Origin of the sequence: Arthrobacter sp. PM3 (genome assembly GCF_003352915.1) — a bacterium.
In the GTDB taxonomy this organism is placed as follows: Bacteria; Actinomycetota; Actinomycetes; order Actinomycetales; family Micrococcaceae; genus Arthrobacter.
In genome coordinates, this window is sequence record NZ_CP022314.1 from 4,058,241 (window position 1) to 4,076,476 (window position 18,236).

Below are 18,236 nucleotides of genomic sequence, written 5' to 3' on the forward strand. Positions count from 1 at the left end.
CCGGCGTAGATGTGTTTTCCGCGGCCCCGTATGCCCGCGCTAGCGCACCAGCGTGCGCAACAGGCGAGCACTCTGCCGTACTGAAAGCCCGGGAAGGTAGGCCCGGCTCAGGGCCCGGCCCATTGCCGGCAGCTGCAGCGGGTCCTGGTAGTACAGGTATAGCGTGCGGTACTCCGGCTTGAAGCGCGATTTGAAGGTTGCCAGCGAGCGGAAGCCGTAGACGGGTTCGAGGGCGCGGCCCACCACGTCGAGGATTCCGGACAAGCCTTCCAGTCCCGCCTCGCCGCCGTCCTGGGCCAGCGGCGAACCGGACAGCGAGATGACCTCCACGCTCTTCTTGAGCTCCTGCACCGCGGAGGCGATCAGGAATTCCATGACGCCGGGGAAGGCGTCGCCGCGCCGGCGCATGAAATCAAGGGTCCAGCTCACCAGCCGCCCGTCCTCATACACCGGCAGCCAGCTCGTGACGCCCTGTACCCGCGCCTCGGCGTCCACGGCCAGGCAGCACAGGACCGCGTCGTCGTCGAGCTCGTCCAGGCTGCCGAGCGTGAACCCCATCTCAGGGACAGGCTTGCGGGCCGCCCACTCTTCGGAGACCTCGCTGAGCTGGGCCCGCAGCGGCGCCGGGAAGCTGCTGTAGCGGCCCCACACGGCGCGCACGCCGGTCTTGGCGGCCCGGTTGAGCGCCGTGCGCACGTTCTGCCATTCCTTGCCCTTGAATTCCAGTTCGCGCACGGCAAGCCTGGTTTCCTGGGCCACGGCCACCCGCCGGAAACCCCGGGCCCGGAGCATCGGCCACAGCTCATCGGTGCACGAGTAGAAGCACGGGATCAGGGCGTGCTCCGCGCAGTACCGCATGAAAGCTGCCGCCGTTTCCTCATGGAGCGCGGCGGGTCCGAACGGGCCGGCCAGCGTCAGGGCAACGTTGCCGTGCTGCTGGTAGGCGACGCCGCCGCGCCGGTCCGGCGTGAACCAGTATTTGTTGGGTTCCCAAAGAGCCATCCAGGACAGCGAGTCTCCGCCTTGGCGGATCAGGTCCCGGGCCGTGTCCCGGTCCCAGGAGCCGACGTCGGTACTGTTGCCGGCGCTGCGCAGCCCGGTATTGTGCAGCCGGCGCCGCAGGACCACCCAGACCGCGGCCAGCGCCACACCCCAGAAGATAATCCCGGCATACGTGAACAGGAAGGCCTCGACGGCGTTACGGTACTGGAAGAGCCGGCTGTACAGGCCCGGAATGGGCAGCGGCAGGAACTGCCTTGCCAGTTCCGCGGCCAGGCCCTCCGGGCCTCCGTCGCGATTCAGGCCGCCGGCGGCAAGCCAAGCCACCGTGTAGGTACCGGCGAGCACCAGCCACGTGCCGCCGACCACAATGCCCAGGTTTCTCCGGGCCCACGGGGCCGTCTCCACCCGGAACTGGCGGCGGTTGAGCCAGAGCAGCACGGCCAGCAGCAGCGGCACGGCGACGAGCGGCAGGATGTGGACGAACCCTGACCCCATCACCGCGGTGCGCGGCCGGCTGGGATAGTGCGGAATCCGGGCGAACAGGGCGAGGTAGACGGCGGCGAGGGCCGTCACCCCAAGCTGGACGATGATGGCGATCCGCAGGGCCAGCCGGCGCCCGTGCCGCATGCCGTCCGCGCAGATCAGCAGGAGGATCACCGGGACCACGGCCAGGGCCAGGCCGAGCGGCCCGGCGAGGCCGGGCCTGCCCGCCTCCAGGCAGCTGACGTCGACGGTGCCTCCGCAGTTCTGCTCCAACTGGCCGAGCGTGGGCAGCGGATTCAGCACGATGTCGCGCAACAGGGCCAGCGGCCCGGTGGGGCTGCTGACAACGGCCGTGAGGATCGGCCCCACCGCGAAGATGGCGATGGTGAGCGCCAGGAGGTTGCGTGTCTCCCGTCCCGTCGAGCGGTGCCGGCGCGGTGTCCCCAGGTCGTCCTGGATCCACCATCCGGCGGCCAGGCCGGCCAGGGCGCCGGTGAGCCCCACCACGGTCTCCGCATGGCCCACGTAAAGGACCAGCAGCAGGGCTGCGGACACGACGGCGGTCCGGAGCCGCCGCTGCCACAGGGGGGACAGGAGCCCGCTCGCGGCCAGGGCGACGGCGAGGATGGCGGCGTAGGGCCCGATCAGCCGGGCGCTGACCATAAGGCCCAGCCAGCCGTCGCCGAGGTACCGTGCCAGCTGGGTGACCAGCAAGAACAAGGTCACGGCAGCGAACTGGCCCGCGAAGAAGAACACGGCGGTGCGCAGCGTACCCAGCCGCCGCTCGGCCAGGCCCAGCAGAAGAAGGATCATCAGCGATGCGGCGAGGTAGGCCAGCAGGTTTGTTGCGAAGAACAGCGAAGTGAACAGCGACCACCAGTTCCCGGCCTTGAGCCCCGGGGCGCTGACGGACGCGACCGGAAGCAGCGCTTTCGGCGGCCCGGACAGGAAGCTGCCGGTGACGGCCCCGACCGCCAGGAAGACGGTGAGCACCGAGAGGGTGAAAGGCACGGACCGGAAGTGTGCCCGCGCCTGCCGCCGGCCCTGCCGCCAGACACTCATGGCGTTATCCCCCAGCGCCGGGCCAGAAAGTCCAAGCCGCCGGGCAGTCCGGTGGCGGCGGTGGCCCAGGAATGCCCGGTGTCTGCAATCCGGCGGGTCTCCACCGCGAATCCGGCGTTGCGGGCCGCCGCGGCGATTTCATCCATGTAGCCGGCGAACTCGGCGTCGTCCTCCCCGACGGCGAGGTACACTCCGTGGCCGTCGAAGCGGCGTTCCGCCATGTGGTGCAGCGGCGGCTGCCTGTCGAAGGCGCCGGTGTCTCCGCCGAAGGCGGCCTCGACGGTCTTTTCTCGCTCCTTCGCGAGGGCCGGCTCCCGCTCGCTCGAAAAGGACAGCGCGGCGCTGTAGAGGTCGGGATGCCGGGTGACCATCTGCATGGCGCAGGTGCCGCCGAAGGAGAAGCCTCCCGCGGCCCACTGCCGGTGATCCGGGTCGACGGCGAGGGTGGTCTTGATCCAGTCGGGCACGTCGCGGGCCAGGAAGGTGTCCGCCTGGGCAATCCGACTGTCCATGCACAGCGTGTTGGCCGACTGTGAGCCGTTGGGATCGACCACCACCACCACGGGCGCAACCCCGGCATGCCCGGCGGCGAACCGGTCCAGTCGGTTCCGCAGAGCCCCGCCCGTCAGCCAGTCGGCTGGACCGCCGGGCTGTCCGGAAAAGAGCACGAGTACCGGCAGCGCGGGCCGCGGGGAACTCTGGTAGGCCGGGGGCAGGTAGACATAGGCCTCCCGGCTGCTGAATCCGGAGACAGTGCCGGGGATGGAAGCCTTGCGGACGACGCCGGAAGCCAGGTGCGTGGGAGCCCGCCACCGGGCAAGGTCAATGGCGGCCGGGCCGCCGGCGGCGCGCGTCAGGGCCGCCTCGAGCGGCTGGATCCTTGCCACGGCCGTCCCGGTGAGGTCGCTGACAGTGTGATTCAAGCCGAAGTAGCTGTTGATCTGGATGGCCGAGAGCGTGAGAACGGCCAGGAAAGCGGCCGTGGCGGCGGCCGAACGCCGCAGCCGGCGCCGGATCCGGCCGCTGCCGTGCAGGCCCGCGAGGCACAGTAGCCACAGCAGGAGCGCGGCGACGGCGGGAAAGGACCAGGCAAGCGGTTCCCACGGGAGCTCATCGGCGAAAACGGCGACGGCGTAGATCAGGAACCAGTGCACCGCCGCGACGAGCGCGGCGGCGAGCACGGCCACGGCTGCCACGACGGCGGCGGAGCGGGCGGCGCTGTGCCGGCTGACGCTGTGCCTTATGACACCGTGCCATAGGAGGTAGGCCAGGCCTGCGGCCGCGGCAGCCCACGAGAACCAGACCACCGGGCCGTCGACCAGCCTGAGGTCTTCAAGGGATCCCACCGGCGCTAGCGCCAGGTGCCGACGCCGATGACCGGTCCGGCCTCAAGCCAGGACGACAATCCCGTGTAGGCGTCAAAGCGCATCGCGAGCAGCACTTCCTGCCCCTCGTACCGCAGCTCCACGATCACGGCGTCGGGCTGGACCTTCAGGAGTTCGGATTCGGTGGGCTTGCGCCGGCCCAGAAGCTCCAGTGAGCTGCGCCGGAAGGTGTGTTTGGGACGGACGCTCAGCGAGACCAGCCGGAACCACTCGAGGTCGTTGTCCTGATAACGACAAACCCCCATCTGCCAGCTTTTTCCAGCCATGCAGATGGAGGCGTCCACCGTGCCGAGGGCGCGCCGCAGGTTGAAGCGGCGCACCCCCGAAAGACACAGTGCAAAGACCAGCAACGCAAACGCAGTCGCCAGGACGATGAACGGCAAACCAATATCGTTCATCAAGGTCGTGCTAGCGGATCCCCGCAGTAGCCGCTTCGCCCAGCTGGGCGTTGTCAGCAACAATGACCACCCGGTTGTTATCGACGGAGAAGAACCCGCCGTCGACAACTACCAAGATGCGGTCACCGGACACCGGCTCGATTGCCAGCTCACCTTCGGCCAGAATCGCCAGCAGGGGCGAGTGGCCGGGCAGGATTCCGATTTCACCATCGCTGGTGCGGGCCTTGACCATCTTGGCCGCTCCGGACCACACGAAGTGGTCCGCTGCGACAATCTCAACCTCAAGCTCAGCCATATTACTTGGTCTGTTCCTGGATCTTGGCCCACTGGCGCTCGACGTCGTCCAGGCCGCCGACGTTGAAGAACGCCTGCTCTGCAACGTGGTCAAGGTCGCCGTCGCAGATCGCGGTGAAGCCTTCAACGGTGTCCTTGATGGACACGGTGGATCCCTCGACGCCGGTGAACTGCTTGGCGGTGTAGGTGTTCTGCGAGAGGAACTGCTGGATGCGGCGTGCGCGGGACACGACGATCTTGTCTTCTTCAGAGAGTTCGTCGACACCGAGGATGGCGATGATGTCCTGAAGTTCCTTGTTCTTCTGCAGGATCTGCTTGACCCGGACGGCCGTGTTGTAGTGGTCGTGGCCGATGTACTGCGGATCCAGGATGCGGGAGGTCGACGTCAGCGGGTCAACGGCCGGGTACAGACCACGGGAAGCGATTTCACGGGACAGTTCCGTGGTCGCGTCGAGGTGTGCGAAGGTCGTGGCCGGGGCCGGGTCGGTGTAGTCATCTGCGGGAACGTAGATGGCCTGCATCGAGGTGATGGAGTGGCCCTTGGTGGACGTGATGCGCTCCTGGAGGAGGCCCATCTCGTCAGCCAGGTTGGGCTGGTAGCCCACGGCCGAAGGCATGCGGCCGAGGAGGGTGGAAACCTCGGAACCGGCCTGGGTGAAGCGGAAGATGTTGTCGATGAAGAGCAGCACGTCCTGGTTCTGCACATCGCGGAAGTACTCCGCCATGGTCAGGGCGGACAGTGCCACGCGCAGACGCGTTCCCGGCGGCTCGTCCATCTGGCCGAAGACAAGGGCGGTGTCCTTCAGGACGCCTGCCTCTTCCATTTCGACCCAGAGGTCGTTGCCCTCACGGGTACGCTCGCCGACACCGGCGAACACCGAGGTGCCGCCGAAGTTGCGGGCAACACGGGTGATCATTTCCTGGATCAGCACGGTCTTGCCGACGCCGGCGCCGCCGAACAGGCCGATCTTGCCACCCTTGATGTACGGGGTGAGGAGGTCGATCACCTTGATGCCGGTCTCCAGCATCTCGGTGGAGCCTTCCAGGGTCGCGAAGGCGGGAGCCTTGCGGTGGATCGGCCAACGTTCGCTGATCTGGAGTTCGGACTCGGCAACGTCGAGGGGCTGGCCCAGGACGTTGAAGATGTGGCCCTTGACGCCGTCGCCCACGGGCACGGAGATCGGGGCACCGGTGTCCACCACGTTGGTACCGCGGACAAGTCCGTCGGTGGCCTGGAGGGAGATGGCACGGATCAGGTTGTCGCCCAGGTGCAGGGCGGTCTCGAACGTGATGGTCTTCGTCTCACCGTTGAGAGTGATCTCGGTGGTGAGTGCGTTGTAAATCGAGGGGATTGCGTCAGCCGGGAATTCGACGTCGACAACCGGGCCAATAACACGTGCAATACGGCCGGTAGCACCGGACGTTGCGGCTACGTGTTCGGTAGCAGTGGCAGTCATCTCTCTCACTTCACTCAGTAGATGGCGTGGGGTTAAGTTTATCTGGTGGTGCAGGTACAGCTGGGTCCGGACTCGGGCTGGCTAGGACGCGGACAACGCGTCGGCACCGGCCACGATTTCGGAAAGCTCCTGCGTAATCTCAGCCTGGCGGGCAGTGTTGCGCAGACGCGTGTACTTCTTGATGAGCTCCGTCGCGTTGTCGCCGGCGGACTTCATCGCCCGCTGGCGGGCGGCGAGCTCGGAGGCTGCTGCCTGCAACATGGCGGCGAAGATACGTGATTCGATGTAGCGCGGCAGCAGGGCGTCGAGGACCTGCTCCGTTTCCGGCTCGAACTCGTAGAGGGGCAGCAGGTCCGATTCGGACTCGGCCTTCTCTTCGACGACCTCGAGCGGCAGCAGCCTGACGACCGTCGGCTCCTGGGTCACCATCGACTTGAAGCGGGTGTACACGACGTGGATTTCATCGACGCCGCCCTCTTCATAGGCGGTGGCGAAGTCGGCCAGCAGTGCTTCGCTGACCTCGCGGGCCGTTGCAAACTGCGGAGCGTCCGTGTTGCCGGTCCATACCTGGTGGTACGGACGGTTCCGGAAGTCGAAGTACGCCTGCGCCTTGCGGCCGATCAGGAACGTCTTGACTTCCTTGCCTTCCTCGTGGAGCAGCTCGTTGAGGCCTTCGGCCTGCTTGAGGACGCTCGCGGAGTACGACCCTGCAAGGCCGCGGTCCGAGGTGATGACCAGGACGGCGGCCCGGCGGATCTGCGCCGGCTCGGTGACCAGCGGGTGGTCGATTTCACTCTGGCTTGCGACAGCAGAAACGGCACGCGTGATCGCGTTTGCGTAAGGCAGTGAAGCTGCTACGCGTGCGCGGGCCTTGCCGATGCGCGAGGTAGCGATCAGTTCCATCGCCTTGAAGATCTTGCGCATCGACGTCGTCGAGCTGATCTTCTGGCGGTAGACCCGGATCTGGGCTCCCATACTTATCCTTTCCTAAGATCCCGTTGGCCGGGACTGCCGGAACCCGTGCGGGCCCCGGCAGTCCCTGCCAGCGAAACTAGCGCTTCTGCTTGACGATTTTTTCCTGGTCGACCTGGTCCTCGCCGATGGCGTCGTGCTCCTCATGCCCGGCACCAACCAGAAGGCTGTCTCCCTCGCCGAAGAAGCCCTTCTTGAAGTCCACGATCGCGGTCTTCAGTGCTTCAGCGGTGTCATCGTCCATGACGTTGGTCTGGGCCAGCGTCGTCAGGATGGAGGACTTGTGCTTGAGGTGCTCCAGGAACTCGGTCTCGAAGCGGTTGATGTCTTCAACCGGAACGTCGTCGAGGTAGCCGTTGGTACCGGCCCAGATGGACACGACCTGGTTCTCGACCGGGAACGGCGAGTACTGGCCCTGCTTGAGCAGTTCCATCAGGCGTGCACCGCGGGTCAGCTGCTGGCGCGATGCCGCGTCGAGGTCCGAGGCGAACATGGCGAAGGCCTGCATGTCGCGGTACTGGGCCAGTTCCAGCTTCAAGGTACCGGAGACCTTCTTCATGGACTTGACCTGGGCGGCGCCACCAACGCGGGAGACGGACACGCCGACGTCGACGGCGGGACGCTGGTTGGCGTTGAAGAGATCCGACTGCAGGAAGATCTGGCCATCGGTGATGGAGATCACGTTGGTCGGGATGTAGGCCGAAACGTCGTTCGCCTTGGTCTCGATCAGCGGCAGGCCGGTCATCGAGCCTGCACCGAGCTCGTCGGAGAGTTTGGCGCAACGCTCCAGCAGGCGGGAGTGCAAGTAGAAGACGTCGCCCGGGTAGGCTTCGCGTCCCGGCGGGCGGCGGAGCAGCAGCGACACTGCACGGTAAGCCTCGGCCTGCTTCGACAGGTCATCGAACACGATGAGGACGTGCTTGCCGCCGTACATCCAGTGCTGGCCGATGGCCGAGCCGGCGTACGGTGCCAGGTACTTGAAGCCTGCGGGGTCGGACGCGGGGGAAGCCACAATCGTGGTGTATTCCAGGGCGCCGTTGTCCTCGAGGGTCTGGCGGACGGCGGCGATCGTGGAGGCCTTCTGGCCGATCGCGACGTAGATGCAGCGGACCTGCTTGTTGACATCGCCGGAGGCCCAGTTGGCCTTCTGGTTGATGATCGTGTCGATCGCGATGGCCGACTTGCCGGTCTGGCGGTCGCCAATGATCAGCTGGCGCTGGCCGCGGCCGATCGGGATCATCGCGTCGATGGCCTTCAGGCCGGTCTGCATCGGCTCGTGGACCGACTTGCGCTGGGTCACGCCGGGCGCCTGGAGTTCCAGGGCGCGGGTGGTCTCGGCCTTGATCTCGCCGAGGTCGTCGATGGGCTGGCCCAGCGGGTCAACCACGCGGCCGAGGAAGGCGTCACCGACCGGAACGGACAGAACCTGTCCGGTGCGGTGGACTTCCTGGCCTTCTTCGATGCCGTTGAAGTCACCGAGGATGATGACACCGATCTCGCGGACGTCCAGGTTCTGGGCCAGGCCCAGGGTGCCGTCTTCAAAGCGAAGCAGCTCGTTCGCCATGACCGAGGGAAGGCCCTCAACACGGGCGATGCCGTCACCTGCGGTTGTTACACGGCCAACCTCTACGCGCTCTGCGTTTCCGGGTTCGTAGGACGCCGCGAACTCGTTCAACGCATTACGGACGTCGTCGGCGTTGATGGTCAATTCGGCCATCTGCAGTCCCTGCTCTCCTGTATTCGTGATCATCGTTGCTCACGATGACCGGGGTTTCTTGTCGTTAGGTTGTGCTTGTCCGGCTAGCCGGCAAGCTGACGGTGGAGTTCACCGAGGCGGGCGAGGACGGAAGCGTCAACCACTTCGTCGCCAACCTGGATCCGGATTCCACCGATCAGCGCCGGGTCAACGTTCATGTTGATCTTGAGCTCGCGCCCGTAAAGGGAGTTGAGCCCGGCCTGCAGGCGGCTGGTCTGGGTCTCCGTCAGCGGACGGGTGACGCTGACCGTGGCAATCCAGCGCTGCTGGCGCTTGGCGGCAAGCTCGGCGAACCGGCCAACGAGCCCGGTGACCTTAAGGCCACGCGGAGCCGAGACGGCCTGTCCGATCAGGACTTTCGCTTCCTCGCTCGCACCGGGTACGAGCTTCTCGGCGAGGGATACCTTGGCAGCCGGGCTGGCCTGCGGCTCGGACAGAGCACGCTGGACCTCGTGGCTGGACCCAACGGCCTGGTTGAAGGAGAACAGGTCGTTCTCCAGGGCTTCCAGTCCGCTGAGTCCGGAGGCAGAGACGGCCGACTTGTTCTCGGCAACAGCGATGACCACCGAAGCGGCAAGAGTCTCGAGTGCATCGCCGATGTCCCGTGCCGATGCCCAGCGGGAGCTGGCCAGTCCGGCCGCGATCTCGACAGCGTCAGCGGACGTTTTCCCGCTGAACAGCTGCTTGACCAGCGCTGACTTTTCCTCACCGCTGCGGGACGGGTCAGTCAAGGCGCGGCGCAAGCCGGCCGAGCTGTCCACGGTACCCAGGATTCCGAAGAGGTCCTTTGCCAACTGCAGCGACGCAAAGGGAAGCTTGGCTTCCAGTGCCGCCAGCGCAGCGGCCAGCGATTCGCTCGATACACCTGCCATTACTTAGCTACACCTGCGTTCTGGTTCTCCAGATCTGCCAGGAAACGGTCCACCACGCGGGCCGACCGTGCGTCGTCGCTCAGAGCCTCGCCGACGATGCGGCTCGCCAGCGTCGTGGCCAGCGTGCCGACCTCGGCGCGCAGCGACACGACGGCCGCCTGGCGCTCGGATTCGATCTGCGCGTGGGCCTGTGCGGTGATGCGGGCAGACTCGGCGGCGGCCTTTTCCTTCAGTTCTGCAAGGATCTGGGCACCCTCGGCGCGCGCTTCCTCACGGATGCGGTTGGCTTCCGTGCGGGCGTCCGTGAGCTGCTGCTTGTACTCTTCGAGTGCTGCGGAGGCCTCGGCCTGGGCCTTTTCGGCCTTGGCGATGCCGCCCTCGATGGCCTCGGCCCGCTCCGCGAAGGTCTTCTCGAACATCGGGACAACGTACTTGACCACGATGTACATGAGGACTGCGAAGCCGGCGAAGACGATCAGCATTTCCCAGGGATTGGGAACGAGGGGGTTAGTCCCGCCTTCGCTGGCGGCTGAGATGATCGCTTGATTCATATTTCACCCGTCCTTATCTACTCGGTTCTGGATGTTCGGTTTGTTCTGTTTACTTGAGAACGAACGCGAAGACGAGACCAAGGATGGCGAGGGCTTCAGTCAGCGCGAGGCCGAGGAATGCGATCGGCTGCAGGACGCGCTGGGCTTCCGGCTGACGTGCCACGCCGTTGATGTAGGCGGCGAACACGAGACCCACGCCGATACCACCGCCGATGGCGGAGAGGCCGTAGCCGACGAGGTTGAGGGAGCCGTTGATGGAGCCTTCCATTTTTCTTCCTTTCAAGATGCCACCCATGTGGCAGGTTGTTTGGGTTGCTTCATCCCCGCAAGGGGAAGTTTGTGGGTGCCTTAGTGGCTGTCGGCGTGCAGGGCGCCTTCGATGTAGATCGCGGTCAGCAGCGTGAACACGTACGCCTGCAGCACCATGATCAGTGCTTCGAGCATGTACATGGCGACGGCGCCGACGAGGACGAGTGCGGATGCGCCCTTGAGCAGGACGTTCTCCTGCATGACGAGGAACTCGACACCGGCACCGGCGATCATCACGATCAGGTGGCCGGCCAGCATGGTGGCGAACAGACGGAGGCTGTGCGTGACCGGGCGGACCAGGAAGTTGGAGATGATTTCGATCGGGATAACGATCGGGAGGATGTACCACGGGACGCCGGACGGAACGGTGGCCAGCTTGAAGTAGCGCAGGCCGTTCTTCTTGACGCCGATCGCGATCCAGGTGATGTACACGATCCCTGCGAGCACGTAGGCGCCGCCGACGTGCGAGAAGGTGGGAAGCTGGATCAGCGGGATGGCACCGTAGATGTTGTTCACGAGGATGAAGAAGAAGAGGCTGAACAACAGCGGGACATACTTGATGAAGTCACGGCCGCCGATGATGTCCTTGGCGATGCCGTTGCGGACGAAGCTGTAGGCGGACTCGCCTGCGAACTGCAGCTTGCCGGGAACGAGCTGCTGCTTCCGCGCAGCGAGCACAAAGAATGTCGCGACAATGACAACCGACAGGATGACCAGCAGCATCTGCTTGGAAAAACCGTCGGCAGCACCCCAGGGGATGATAGCCGGCAGGTGAAGTTCTTCAATTCCAGGAGGCGTAAAAGTTCCTGAATCTTGGGCCGGGAGCGCAAGCGCGATCAACGCGTTTCCTCTCTGCAGTGTCCATCATTGGGCGTTGGGCGGGGACCGGCGACATTGGTGCCCGCCTCTCCCCCTGTGAAATTATTTGGCATTACTGTTTTTCGTCCTGGGACGGGCCACGTGCAGCTTTGCCGTCATCAGCTGACATTTTGTTACTGGTGAGGCCGTGCATATGGGAAAGATAGAACCCTCCCGCAGCTCCAAGCAGAGCGCCTGCGAGCACAATCCAGCGGGTTCCCCACAGATTATCCAGTCCCCACCCTATCAAACTCCAGACGATGATTCCGCCAACAATGTAGCTGAAGACGGCGATCCCGGCGTTGTATCCGCCGTCGCTGCCGTCCCCGGAAACACCGGGGGCACCGGCTGTTGATTCGGGTGTTTTTGCGGCCTTGTTCTGGGGGCCGTCAACCGGTCCCCGGCCACCTTTGCGGCTAAACATCAGTGCCGCCTTTTCGGGGTTCGGGGTCGTTGTAAATCTGCAGCCGCGCCTTGCTGAAACCGTAAATCTCGGCCGCCTGCCAGACCACCACGGTGACAACGGCACCGATCAGGAACCAGCGGCCGTGCAGCCAGGCCGGAGCGCCGATGACGAAGAGCACCACGGCAAAGCCCACGACCTTGACGAAGTACGTCGCGACGAACAGTCCGATCGCGCCGGAAGGGTTGTTGCGGCCCACGAAGTGGCCCACAGCGAGGCTGATGGCAAAGAACACCATCACCAAAGCTCCGCCGAACAAGGCGGACCACAGTCCGGCCGCGCCGTTGACGATGAAGGCGACGACGCCGGTCAGCACCAGGGCGGCCGCAGAAGCGGCTGAGCTCATGGCCAGCAGCCTCAGCCACAGGGATTTTGTGGGGCCGGAGACACCAACGGGTCCGTTGCCGGAAGCGGGTTCCGGTCCGGCGTTGGAGGTCATGAGATCCCAATCGTCGTGTGCGTGGTGCTGGTCAAGGCAGGCGGCGAAGTGCCGCCCCTGAATTCTACATTAGATAGAAATTATTCTGAAAATTTCCTGTGAGTGACGCGTCACAGCTATTCGGCCTGTCGGGCAGGTTTTTCCGTCGTTCCGGCCATGTGCCGCGGCCCGCGCTGCCGCAGGTACGGCCAGGCGGTCACCAAGGCCATGATGGCCGCGGCGGCGAGATCGACGGCGAGGACAATGTGCCACGGGAAGATCGCGAACGCCAGGCCGCCGAAGGCGAGGATGCAGGTCCACAGGTACATCAGCACCACGGCGCCGCGGTGCGAATACCCAATGTCCAGCAGTTTGTGGTGCAGGTGTCCCCGGTCCGCGGACCACGGCGACCGGCCCAGCGCGGTCCGCCGCACCACGGCCAGGCAGAGGTCCAGCAGCGGCAGGAACAGCACCGCGAACGGCAGCAGGATCGGGATGACGGTGGGAATGCCGTTGGCGCGGTCGTAGAGCCCGGAGCTGATCTGACCGGTGGAGACGACGCCGGCCGATGCCATCAGCAGGCCGATCAGCATAGCCCCGGAGTCCCCCATGAAGATTTTCGAAGGGAACCAGTTGTGCGGCAGGAAGCCGACGCAGCTGCCCACCACGACGGCGGTCAGGAGCGTGGCGAGGTCCGAGCGGTCCAGCAGCACCGCCGTCCGGTGGACCCAGTAGGCAGTCAGGAAGAACGCCGCGCCCCCGATGATCGCCACCCCCGCCGCGAGCCCGTCCAGTCCGTCGATGAAGTTGAAGGCGTTCATGGTGGTCACGATCAGTCCGGCCGTCAGAAGGATGCTCACGGCCTCGTTCTGGATCACGAGCGGTTCCGGGATGAACGGGATGACCGTCATCCGGACGCCCCAGATGGCCACGACCAGTGCCGCCGCACTCTGGCCGATCAGCTTGATCCACCAGCGCAGGTCCAACAGGTCGTCCGCGACGCCGACGATCACGATCAGCGCGGCCCCGGCGAGGATTCCCCACGGTGCGGTGTTGTTGCGGAAGATGTCCTTGACGAAGAACGAATTGCCGGCCAGGACCAGGGCCACCAGGACTCCTGCGAAGATGCCGAGTCCGCCGAGCCGGGAGATCGGGGTCGAATGCATGTCGCGGCTGCGGATGGGGGAATACAGCTCCAGCTTGTTGCCCGCCAGCCGGGCACCCCAGGTGGCCGTGTAGCTCACGATGGCTGCCGTCAGCATCATGAGCAGGTACATGATCACGGGAAGACCACCGGCCCGGGGCTGGCGGTGTTATTCAGTTGCCGTGGGACTGTCTTTCGAAAAATGAAACTTCTCCGTCGCCGTGCGCAGGGCAGGCAGTGCGTAGTGCCTGACAGGGCTGTATTACAGTGGACTCTAGTCAAGATACTAATGCCAACGGCCACCTGTCTTCGCGTCACACGGCCCTCCGCCGGCGGGAAAACCACTGACGGTCGTGCTGAAAGGACCCCGCGATGACCCCCTCGGTTGCAGTCGCCGCCGTGACGTTTGACCGCCCCAGGGAACTGGCGGTCCTGCTGGATGCCATCAACGGCCAGAGCACCCCGGTCCACTCAATTTGCCTCGTTGACAGCGGCACGGTGCCCGCAAAAGACGTCGCCGCCGGGCACGCGAATGTGGACTACGTCCGGTCCGAGGCGAACCTCGGCGGAGCCGGCGGCTTTTCCCTGGCGGTCCTCAAGGCGGTGGCGAGCGGGGCGGACTGGATCTGGATGATGGATGACGACGCCGAGCCGGCCGACCCGGAATGCCTCGCCACGCTGCTCCGCGAGGCGCAAGCGCGGGACCTGGAAGCTGTGGTCCCGCTGGTGGTCGCCCCCGGCCACCCGGACCGGCTGTCCTTCTTCTTCCGGCTGGGCGGCAAGGTCACCCACGAGCGCGCCGAGGTCGAGAAGCTCGGCTTCCTGCCCGGCGACGGGCACTTCTTCAACGGCGCCCTGATCCGGTCCGACGTCTTTTTCAAGGTGGGGCTGCCGGACATGCGCCTGTTCATCCGCGGCGACGAAGTGGACTTCACGCTGCGGCTCCGGAAGGCCGGAATCCGCTTCGGCACCGTCACCACGGCCGCCATCACCCACCCGCACGCGTTCTCCGAGACCAAGCACGTTTTCGGCGCACGGTGGCACGTGATCGTTCCGGACTCCGCGTTCAAACGCTACTTCTACTACCGGAACCGCGGCTACATGATCCGCCGGCACTTCCGGGTCAAGTCCTTTGTCGCGGATGTCGGCGGCTACCTCGGCTACTTCCTGCGCAGCGGCGACTTCCGCGGCCTGGCCGGCTGGTTCCGCGCCTTTTCCGCCGGGCTCCGCGGCAAGGGCTTCGGCCCGCTGGAGGACCAGAAGTTCTAGCTGTCACCAACCGCCGCGCGTTGGCGTGTGTCCTTTGCGGGCGTCGCCGGGCATGGTCATTTCGGCCCGCAGGCCCAGGAGCCGGATCGGGCGGCCCGCTTCGATCCCGGCAGCGAGGTCCAGGGCGCGGGCGAGGATCTCGTCGCGGTCGACGGTCTCGGGGATCTTCCTCGCGTGTGTCGTGGTGAAAAACGGCGCGTACCGGACTTTGAGGGTCAGCCCGACCACGGGCCGACCTTCGGCGGCAACATCCTCCAGGACACGCGCTGTCAGTTCCCTCACGGCGTCGTCCACCTGGGCCGGATCGGTGAGGTCGCGCTGGAACGTGGTCTCCCTGCTGTGCCCGCGGGCGACCCAGGGGGTGTCGTCCACCACGCTCGCGCCGTCCCCGCGGCCGAGCTCCGCGTACCAGGGGCCCATCCCGGGGCCGAACTCCGGGACCAGGTCCCGGGGGTCGGACGCGGCGAGCCCGGCGACGGTTGTGATGCCGAGCTTGGCCAGCCGGGCCGACACTTTGGTCCCGACGCCCCACAGGTCCCTTGTCGGCCGGGGTCCCATGACGTCGAGCCAGTTCGCGGACGTGAGGCGAAAGACGCCCGCCGGCTTTCCGAAACCTGTGGCCACCTTGGCCCGGACCAGGGTGTCGCCGATCCCCACGCTGCAATGCAGCTGTGTCCGTTCCAGGACAGCTGCCTGCACCCGCCGCGCGTAGGCCTCCGGGTCCTCCGTCTCAATCCCCATGAAGGCTTCATCCCATCCCAGCACCTGCACAGTGGCGCCGGGCTGCGCGCGGAGGGTGGCCATCACCGTGTCGGACGCCGCGAGGTAAGCCTCCTGGTCGACGGGCAGGATCACGGCGTCGGGCACTTTCCGGGCGGCCACGCGCAAGGGCATGCCGGAACCGACCCCGAACGCCCTGGCTTCGTAGGATGCTGTCGACACCACGGCCCGTTCCGTGGGGTCGCCCCGGCCGCCGACAATGACCGGCCTGCCCGCAAGCTCGGGCCGCCGGAGCACTTCGACGGCCGCGATGAACTGGTCGAGATCGACATGCAACACCCACGGGATTCCGCTCACGCCCCCAGTCTGCCCCAAAACACCCCGGGCAGGCAGGGGTTCCCCACTGCCTAGGACCCGGCGGGCTGGCGGCGCAGACGCCGGCGCAGCAGCAGGCCCAGGAGCACCCACGGCTCGCCGAACACCCGGTAGGCCACCCGCTGCGGGTGCAGCAGGAGCCGCCAGGCCCACTCGAGCCCGAGCCGGCCGATCCAGCGCGGTGCCAGTTTCTGGACGCCGGCAATCTGTTCGATGGCGCCGCCGACGGCGCAGTAGACGGCCGGAGGCAGAGTGCCGAGCCGGCGGGCGAGGACCTGTTCCTGCAACGGCATGCCAAGGCCCAGGAGCACGAGCTGCGGGCGCAGCCGGGTCAGCCACTCAACGGCGGTCTCTTCGACGTCCTTGTTCCAGCCTTCGCCGGCCATGCCGTCGATGCGCGCCCCCGGGACGATCTCCCTCAGTTTGGCCACGGCGCCCGCGTTGGCCACGGCACCGGCGCCGATCACGGCAATCCGTTCCAGCCCCTCGACGTTGCCCAGCGCCGGGATCCAGTCCGTCGACCCCAGCCGGTAGTCCATGACCGGGCCGCGGCCGTCGCCTTCTTCAGCCGTTTTGGCCCAGAGCCACAGGACCGGGGCGCCGTCGAGCAGCACCACGTCGCTGTGCTCGTAGAAGGACCGGAAGGCCGGGTCCGAGTGCAGCAGCGTCACGCTGTGCAGGTTGTGCCCCACCACGATCCGGGTCCGGCCCTCGGCCACGAAGGTGCTGAGCACCGCGGTCAGCTCGGACACCGTCAGTGGGGTCGCGTCGACGTCGAGGAACGGGACGGACTGGCGCTCCAGCGTCATGCGGAGCCGGACTCCGGGCCCGGTGCGGTCTCAGCTTCAGGCTCGGGGGCGTTGCCGTCGATGTCCACCAGGCCGGGAACCACAGCGCGCAGCCGTTCGAGGCTGATAGCACCCTGGCGGACCACACGCAGCGGCAGTGCAGTCGCGTCGATGATGGTCGAGGCCAAGGCCTCGGCACCGTCGGCAGGCCTGGGCCCGCCCTCGAGGTAGACCTCCACGGACTCAGCCAGCTGGGCCTCGGCGTCGGCTGCGGTCTGCGCGGCCGCGTGCCCGGTACGGTTCGCGGACGAGACAGCCAGCGGCCCGGTGAGGGTCAGCAGGTCCTGGGCGATCTCGTCGGCCGGGATCCGCAGCGCCACGGTCCCCTTGGTCTCGCCGAGGTCCCAGTCCAGTGACGGCTGCGCGTGCAGGATCAGGGTGAGGCCGCCCGGCCAGAACGTTTCGGCCAGCCGGCGTGCCTCGGCCGGGACGTCCGTGGCCAGGCCGTCAAGCGCGTTGAGCCTGGGGATCAGCACGGGCGGGGGCATCTTCCGGCTGCGGCCCTTGGACGCCAGGAGCAGCGTCACGCCGAGGGGAGAAAAAGCGTCGGCGGCAATGCCGTAGACGGTGTCCGTGGGGAAGACCACGCACTTGTTCTCGCGGATGGCCCGCTGGGCGTGTTCGAGTCCTGCGGCGCGCTGCTCAGCCGCCGTGCAATCGTAGCTAGTCGTCACTGGCCTATTCTTTCATCACTTGTCACACGTTTAGTTCGGCGGCGTCAGCACGGCGCTGGTGGCACGGTCCCTGCCGTTGAGGTCCCGGTGGGTGGTGACATCGGACCACAGCCCGGTGCGGGTCATCATGGCGGCGATCCAGTCCGACTGCACTTCGGCGTGTTCCATCACGAAGTAGCCGCCGGGCCGCAGCAGCCGGGCCGCCGAGGCAGCCGCCGCCGTCGGTAGTTCCATGCCGTCCGCTCCCCCTCCGTAAAGCGCCTCGGGCGGGTCGTGCAGCGCCACTTCCGGTTCGTTCGGGATCGCCTCGGCCGGAATGTACGGCGGGTTGGAGACCACGACGTCGAAGGTGCCGTTGTGTTCGGGCAGCGCATCGCGCAGATCGCCACGGACAAGGTGGACCCCCAGCGGAGCCAGGTTTTTCGCCGCCCAGGCATGCGCGAATTCGCTGTATTCCACTGCGTACACCTCGGCGCCGGGAACCTCATGCGCGATCGACCCCGCGATCGCGCCGGACCCGGTACCCAGGTCCGCGACCTTGGGGTGCGCCGTGCCGCCGGGCAGCGCAGCATCGTTGAGCCGGTCGATTACCAGCTGGACCACGGATTCGGTCTCCGGCCGCGGAACGAAAACGCCGGGGCCGACCGCCAGTTCGAGGTGGCGGAAATGCGCCACACCCGTGATGTGCTGCAGCGGGATCCGCTGCGCCCGTTCAGCGACGAGGTCGCCGTAGCCTTCCGGTGCCGGCACGTCGCCGAGCATCATGGCCCGCAGCCGGCCGGGCCCGACGCCCAGCAGGTGCGCGGCCAGGAGCTCGGCGTCGACGCGGGGGCTCGGGACCCCGGCCTCGGCCAGGACGGCGGCCGCCTCGCGGACGGCCTGCGCCAGGCCCGGGCCGTTGCCTGCTGTCATCACGACTGGCCCGC

Annotated in this window: 19 protein-coding genes; 1 reads left to right on the forward strand and 18 read right to left on the reverse strand. The window is 66.5% G+C overall.

Going from position 1 to position 18,236, the window contains the following annotated elements; all coding sequences use genetic code 11:
- Window positions 1–39 precede the first annotated feature (39 nt).
- From CFN17_RS18465 to CFN17_RS18530, 14 genes are all read right to left on the reverse strand, one after another.
- Window positions 40–2,547: a bifunctional lysylphosphatidylglycerol flippase/synthetase MprF gene (locus CFN17_RS18465; protein ID WP_208749136.1), complete on the reverse strand. Its 2,508-nt coding sequence runs from the start codon at window positions 2,545–2,547 to the stop codon at window positions 40–42.
- The gene (locus CFN17_RS18470; protein WP_208749137.1) at window positions 2,544–3,893 is read right to left on the reverse strand and encodes an esterase family protein; all 1,350 of its coding nucleotides are present in this window, start codon (window positions 3,891–3,893) and stop codon (window positions 2,544–2,546) included. The genes CFN17_RS18465 and CFN17_RS18470 overlap by 4 nt, the downstream gene beginning before the upstream one ends.
- Before the next feature lie 5 nt (window positions 3,894–3,898).
- Window positions 3,899–4,330, reverse strand: a complete 432-nt coding sequence (locus CFN17_RS18475; RefSeq protein WP_208749138.1) for a DUF2550 domain-containing protein — start codon at window positions 4,328–4,330, stop codon at window positions 3,899–3,901.
- Window positions 4,331–4,340: 10 nt separating this feature from the next.
- A complete protein-coding gene (locus tag CFN17_RS18480; RefSeq protein ID WP_208749139.1) occupies window positions 4,341–4,625 on the reverse strand; it encodes a F0F1 ATP synthase subunit epsilon in 285 nt (94 codons plus the stop codon).
- Between the two features lies 1 nt (window position 4,626).
- The gene (gene atpD, locus CFN17_RS18485; RefSeq protein WP_208749140.1) at window positions 4,627–6,081 is read right to left on the reverse strand and encodes a F0F1 ATP synthase subunit beta; all 1,455 of its coding nucleotides are present in this window, start codon (window positions 6,079–6,081) and stop codon (window positions 4,627–4,629) included.
- A gap of 81 nt (window positions 6,082–6,162) precedes the next feature.
- The gene (locus CFN17_RS18490; protein ID WP_208749141.1) at window positions 6,163–7,056 is read right to left on the reverse strand and encodes a F0F1 ATP synthase subunit gamma; all 894 of its coding nucleotides are present in this window, start codon (window positions 7,054–7,056) and stop codon (window positions 6,163–6,165) included.
- Window positions 7,057–7,132: 76 nt separating this feature from the next.
- Window positions 7,133–8,770 carry a F0F1 ATP synthase subunit alpha gene (atpA, locus tag CFN17_RS18495; RefSeq protein ID WP_208751583.1) on the reverse strand — a complete coding sequence of 546 codons (1,638 nt, stop codon included), beginning with the start codon at window positions 8,768–8,770 and terminating at the stop codon, window positions 7,133–7,135.
- Window positions 8,771–8,853: 83 nt separating this feature from the next.
- Complete coding sequence (locus CFN17_RS18500) at window positions 8,854–9,681, reverse strand: F0F1 ATP synthase subunit delta (protein ID WP_208749142.1); 828 nt, start codon at window positions 9,679–9,681, stop codon at window positions 8,854–8,856.
- Window positions 9,681–10,232 (reverse strand): F0F1 ATP synthase subunit B, encoded by a 552-nt coding sequence (locus tag CFN17_RS18505; protein WP_208749143.1) that lies wholly within the window; start codon window positions 10,230–10,232, stop codon window positions 9,681–9,683. The genes CFN17_RS18500 and CFN17_RS18505 overlap by 1 nt, the downstream gene beginning before the upstream one ends.
- 49 nt (window positions 10,233–10,281) lie before the next feature.
- Window positions 10,282–10,500: an ATP synthase F0 subunit C gene (atpE, locus tag CFN17_RS18510; protein ID WP_028276067.1), complete on the reverse strand. Its 219-nt coding sequence runs from the start codon at window positions 10,498–10,500 to the stop codon at window positions 10,282–10,284.
- Between the two features lie 80 nt (window positions 10,501–10,580).
- Complete coding sequence (atpB, locus tag CFN17_RS18515) at window positions 10,581–11,381, reverse strand: F0F1 ATP synthase subunit A (protein ID WP_208749144.1); 801 nt, start codon at window positions 11,379–11,381, stop codon at window positions 10,581–10,583.
- A 91-nt stretch (window positions 11,382–11,472) separates the two neighbouring features.
- Window positions 11,473–11,823: a hypothetical protein gene (locus tag CFN17_RS18520; RefSeq protein WP_261792268.1), complete on the reverse strand. Its 351-nt coding sequence runs from the start codon at window positions 11,821–11,823 to the stop codon at window positions 11,473–11,475.
- A complete protein-coding gene (locus CFN17_RS18525) occupies window positions 11,816–12,301 on the reverse strand; it encodes a hypothetical protein (protein ID WP_208749145.1) in 486 nt (161 codons plus the stop codon). Before CFN17_RS18525 ends, CFN17_RS18520 begins: the two co-directional genes overlap by 8 nt.
- A 116-nt stretch (window positions 12,302–12,417) precedes the next feature.
- Window positions 12,418–13,563, reverse strand: a complete 1,146-nt coding sequence (locus tag CFN17_RS18530) for an MraY family glycosyltransferase (protein ID WP_208749146.1) — start codon at window positions 13,561–13,563, stop codon at window positions 12,418–12,420.
- Between the two features lie 233 nt (window positions 13,564–13,796).
- On the opposite strand from CFN17_RS18530, the gene CFN17_RS18535 reads away from it, so the two are divergent.
- Window positions 13,797–14,693, forward strand: coding sequence for a glycosyltransferase (locus CFN17_RS18535; protein WP_208749147.1), 897 nt, complete (start codon window positions 13,797–13,799; stop codon window positions 14,691–14,693).
- Between the two features lie 3 nt (window positions 14,694–14,696).
- Here CFN17_RS18535 and CFN17_RS18540 read toward each other — a convergent pair whose 3' ends face one another.
- The 4 genes from CFN17_RS18540 to prmC form a co-directional block, all read right to left on the reverse strand.
- On the reverse strand, window positions 14,697–15,752 hold the full coding sequence (locus tag CFN17_RS18540) for a DNA polymerase IV (protein WP_208751584.1): 1,056 nt from the start codon (window positions 15,750–15,752) through the stop codon (window positions 14,697–14,699).
- Window positions 15,753–15,820: 68 nt separating this feature from the next.
- Window positions 15,821–16,597 carry a WecB/TagA/CpsF family glycosyltransferase gene (locus CFN17_RS18545; protein ID WP_208749148.1) on the reverse strand — a complete coding sequence of 259 codons (777 nt, stop codon included), beginning with the start codon at window positions 16,595–16,597 and terminating at the stop codon, window positions 15,821–15,823.
- The gene (locus CFN17_RS18550; RefSeq protein WP_208749149.1) at window positions 16,594–17,310 is read right to left on the reverse strand and encodes an L-threonylcarbamoyladenylate synthase; all 717 of its coding nucleotides are present in this window, start codon (window positions 17,308–17,310) and stop codon (window positions 16,594–16,596) included. Before CFN17_RS18550 ends, CFN17_RS18545 begins: the two co-directional genes overlap by 4 nt.
- 30 nt (window positions 17,311–17,340) lie before the next feature.
- Window positions 17,341–18,222: a peptide chain release factor N(5)-glutamine methyltransferase gene (gene prmC / locus CFN17_RS18555; RefSeq protein WP_208749150.1), complete on the reverse strand. Its 882-nt coding sequence runs from the start codon at window positions 18,220–18,222 to the stop codon at window positions 17,341–17,343.
- Window positions 18,223–18,236: the final 14 nt, after the last annotated feature.

Bases quoted from the DNA above. Each gene is read 5' to 3' on its own strand.
- CFN17_RS18465 (WP_208749136.1), bottom strand. From the start codon at position 2,547: ATGAGTGTCTGGCGGCAGGGCCGGCGGCAGGCGCGGGCACACTTCCGG.
- CFN17_RS18475 (WP_208749138.1), bottom strand. From the start codon at position 4,330: ATGAACGATATTGGTTTGCCGTTCATCGTCCTGGCGACTGCGTTTGCG.
- CFN17_RS18480 (WP_208749139.1), bottom strand. From the start codon at position 4,625: ATGGCTGAGCTTGAGGTTGAGATTGTCGCAGCGGACCACTTCGTGTGG.
- atpD (WP_208749140.1), bottom strand. From the start codon at position 6,081: ATGACTGCCACTGCTACCGAACACGTAGCCGCAACGTCCGGTGCTACC.
- CFN17_RS18490 (WP_208749141.1), bottom strand. From the start codon at position 7,056: ATGGGAGCCCAGATCCGGGTCTACCGCCAGAAGATCAGCTCGACGACG.
- atpA (WP_208751583.1), bottom strand. From the start codon at position 8,770: ATGGCCGAATTGACCATCAACGCCGACGACGTCCGTAATGCGTTGAAC.
- CFN17_RS18500 (WP_208749142.1), bottom strand. From the start codon at position 9,681: ATGGCAGGTGTATCGAGCGAATCGCTGGCCGCTGCGCTGGCGGCACTG.
- CFN17_RS18505 (WP_208749143.1), bottom strand. From the start codon at position 10,232: ATGAATCAAGCGATCATCTCAGCCGCCAGCGAAGGCGGGACTAACCCC.
- atpE (WP_028276067.1), bottom strand. From the start codon at position 10,500: ATGGAAGGCTCCATCAACGGCTCCCTCAACCTCGTCGGCTACGGCCTC.
- CFN17_RS18520 (WP_261792268.1), bottom strand. From the start codon at position 11,823: ATGTTTAGCCGCAAAGGTGGCCGGGGACCGGTTGACGGCCCCCAGAAC.
- CFN17_RS18525 (WP_208749145.1), bottom strand. From the start codon at position 12,301: ATGACCTCCAACGCCGGACCGGAACCCGCTTCCGGCAACGGACCCGTT.
- CFN17_RS18535 (WP_208749147.1), top strand. From the start codon at position 13,797: ATGACCCCCTCGGTTGCAGTCGCCGCCGTGACGTTTGACCGCCCCAGG.
- CFN17_RS18545 (WP_208749148.1), bottom strand. From the start codon at position 16,597: ATGACGCTGGAGCGCCAGTCCGTCCCGTTCCTCGACGTCGACGCGACC.
- prmC (WP_208749150.1), bottom strand. From the start codon at position 18,222: ATGACAGCAGGCAACGGCCCGGGCCTGGCGCAGGCCGTCCGCGAGGCG.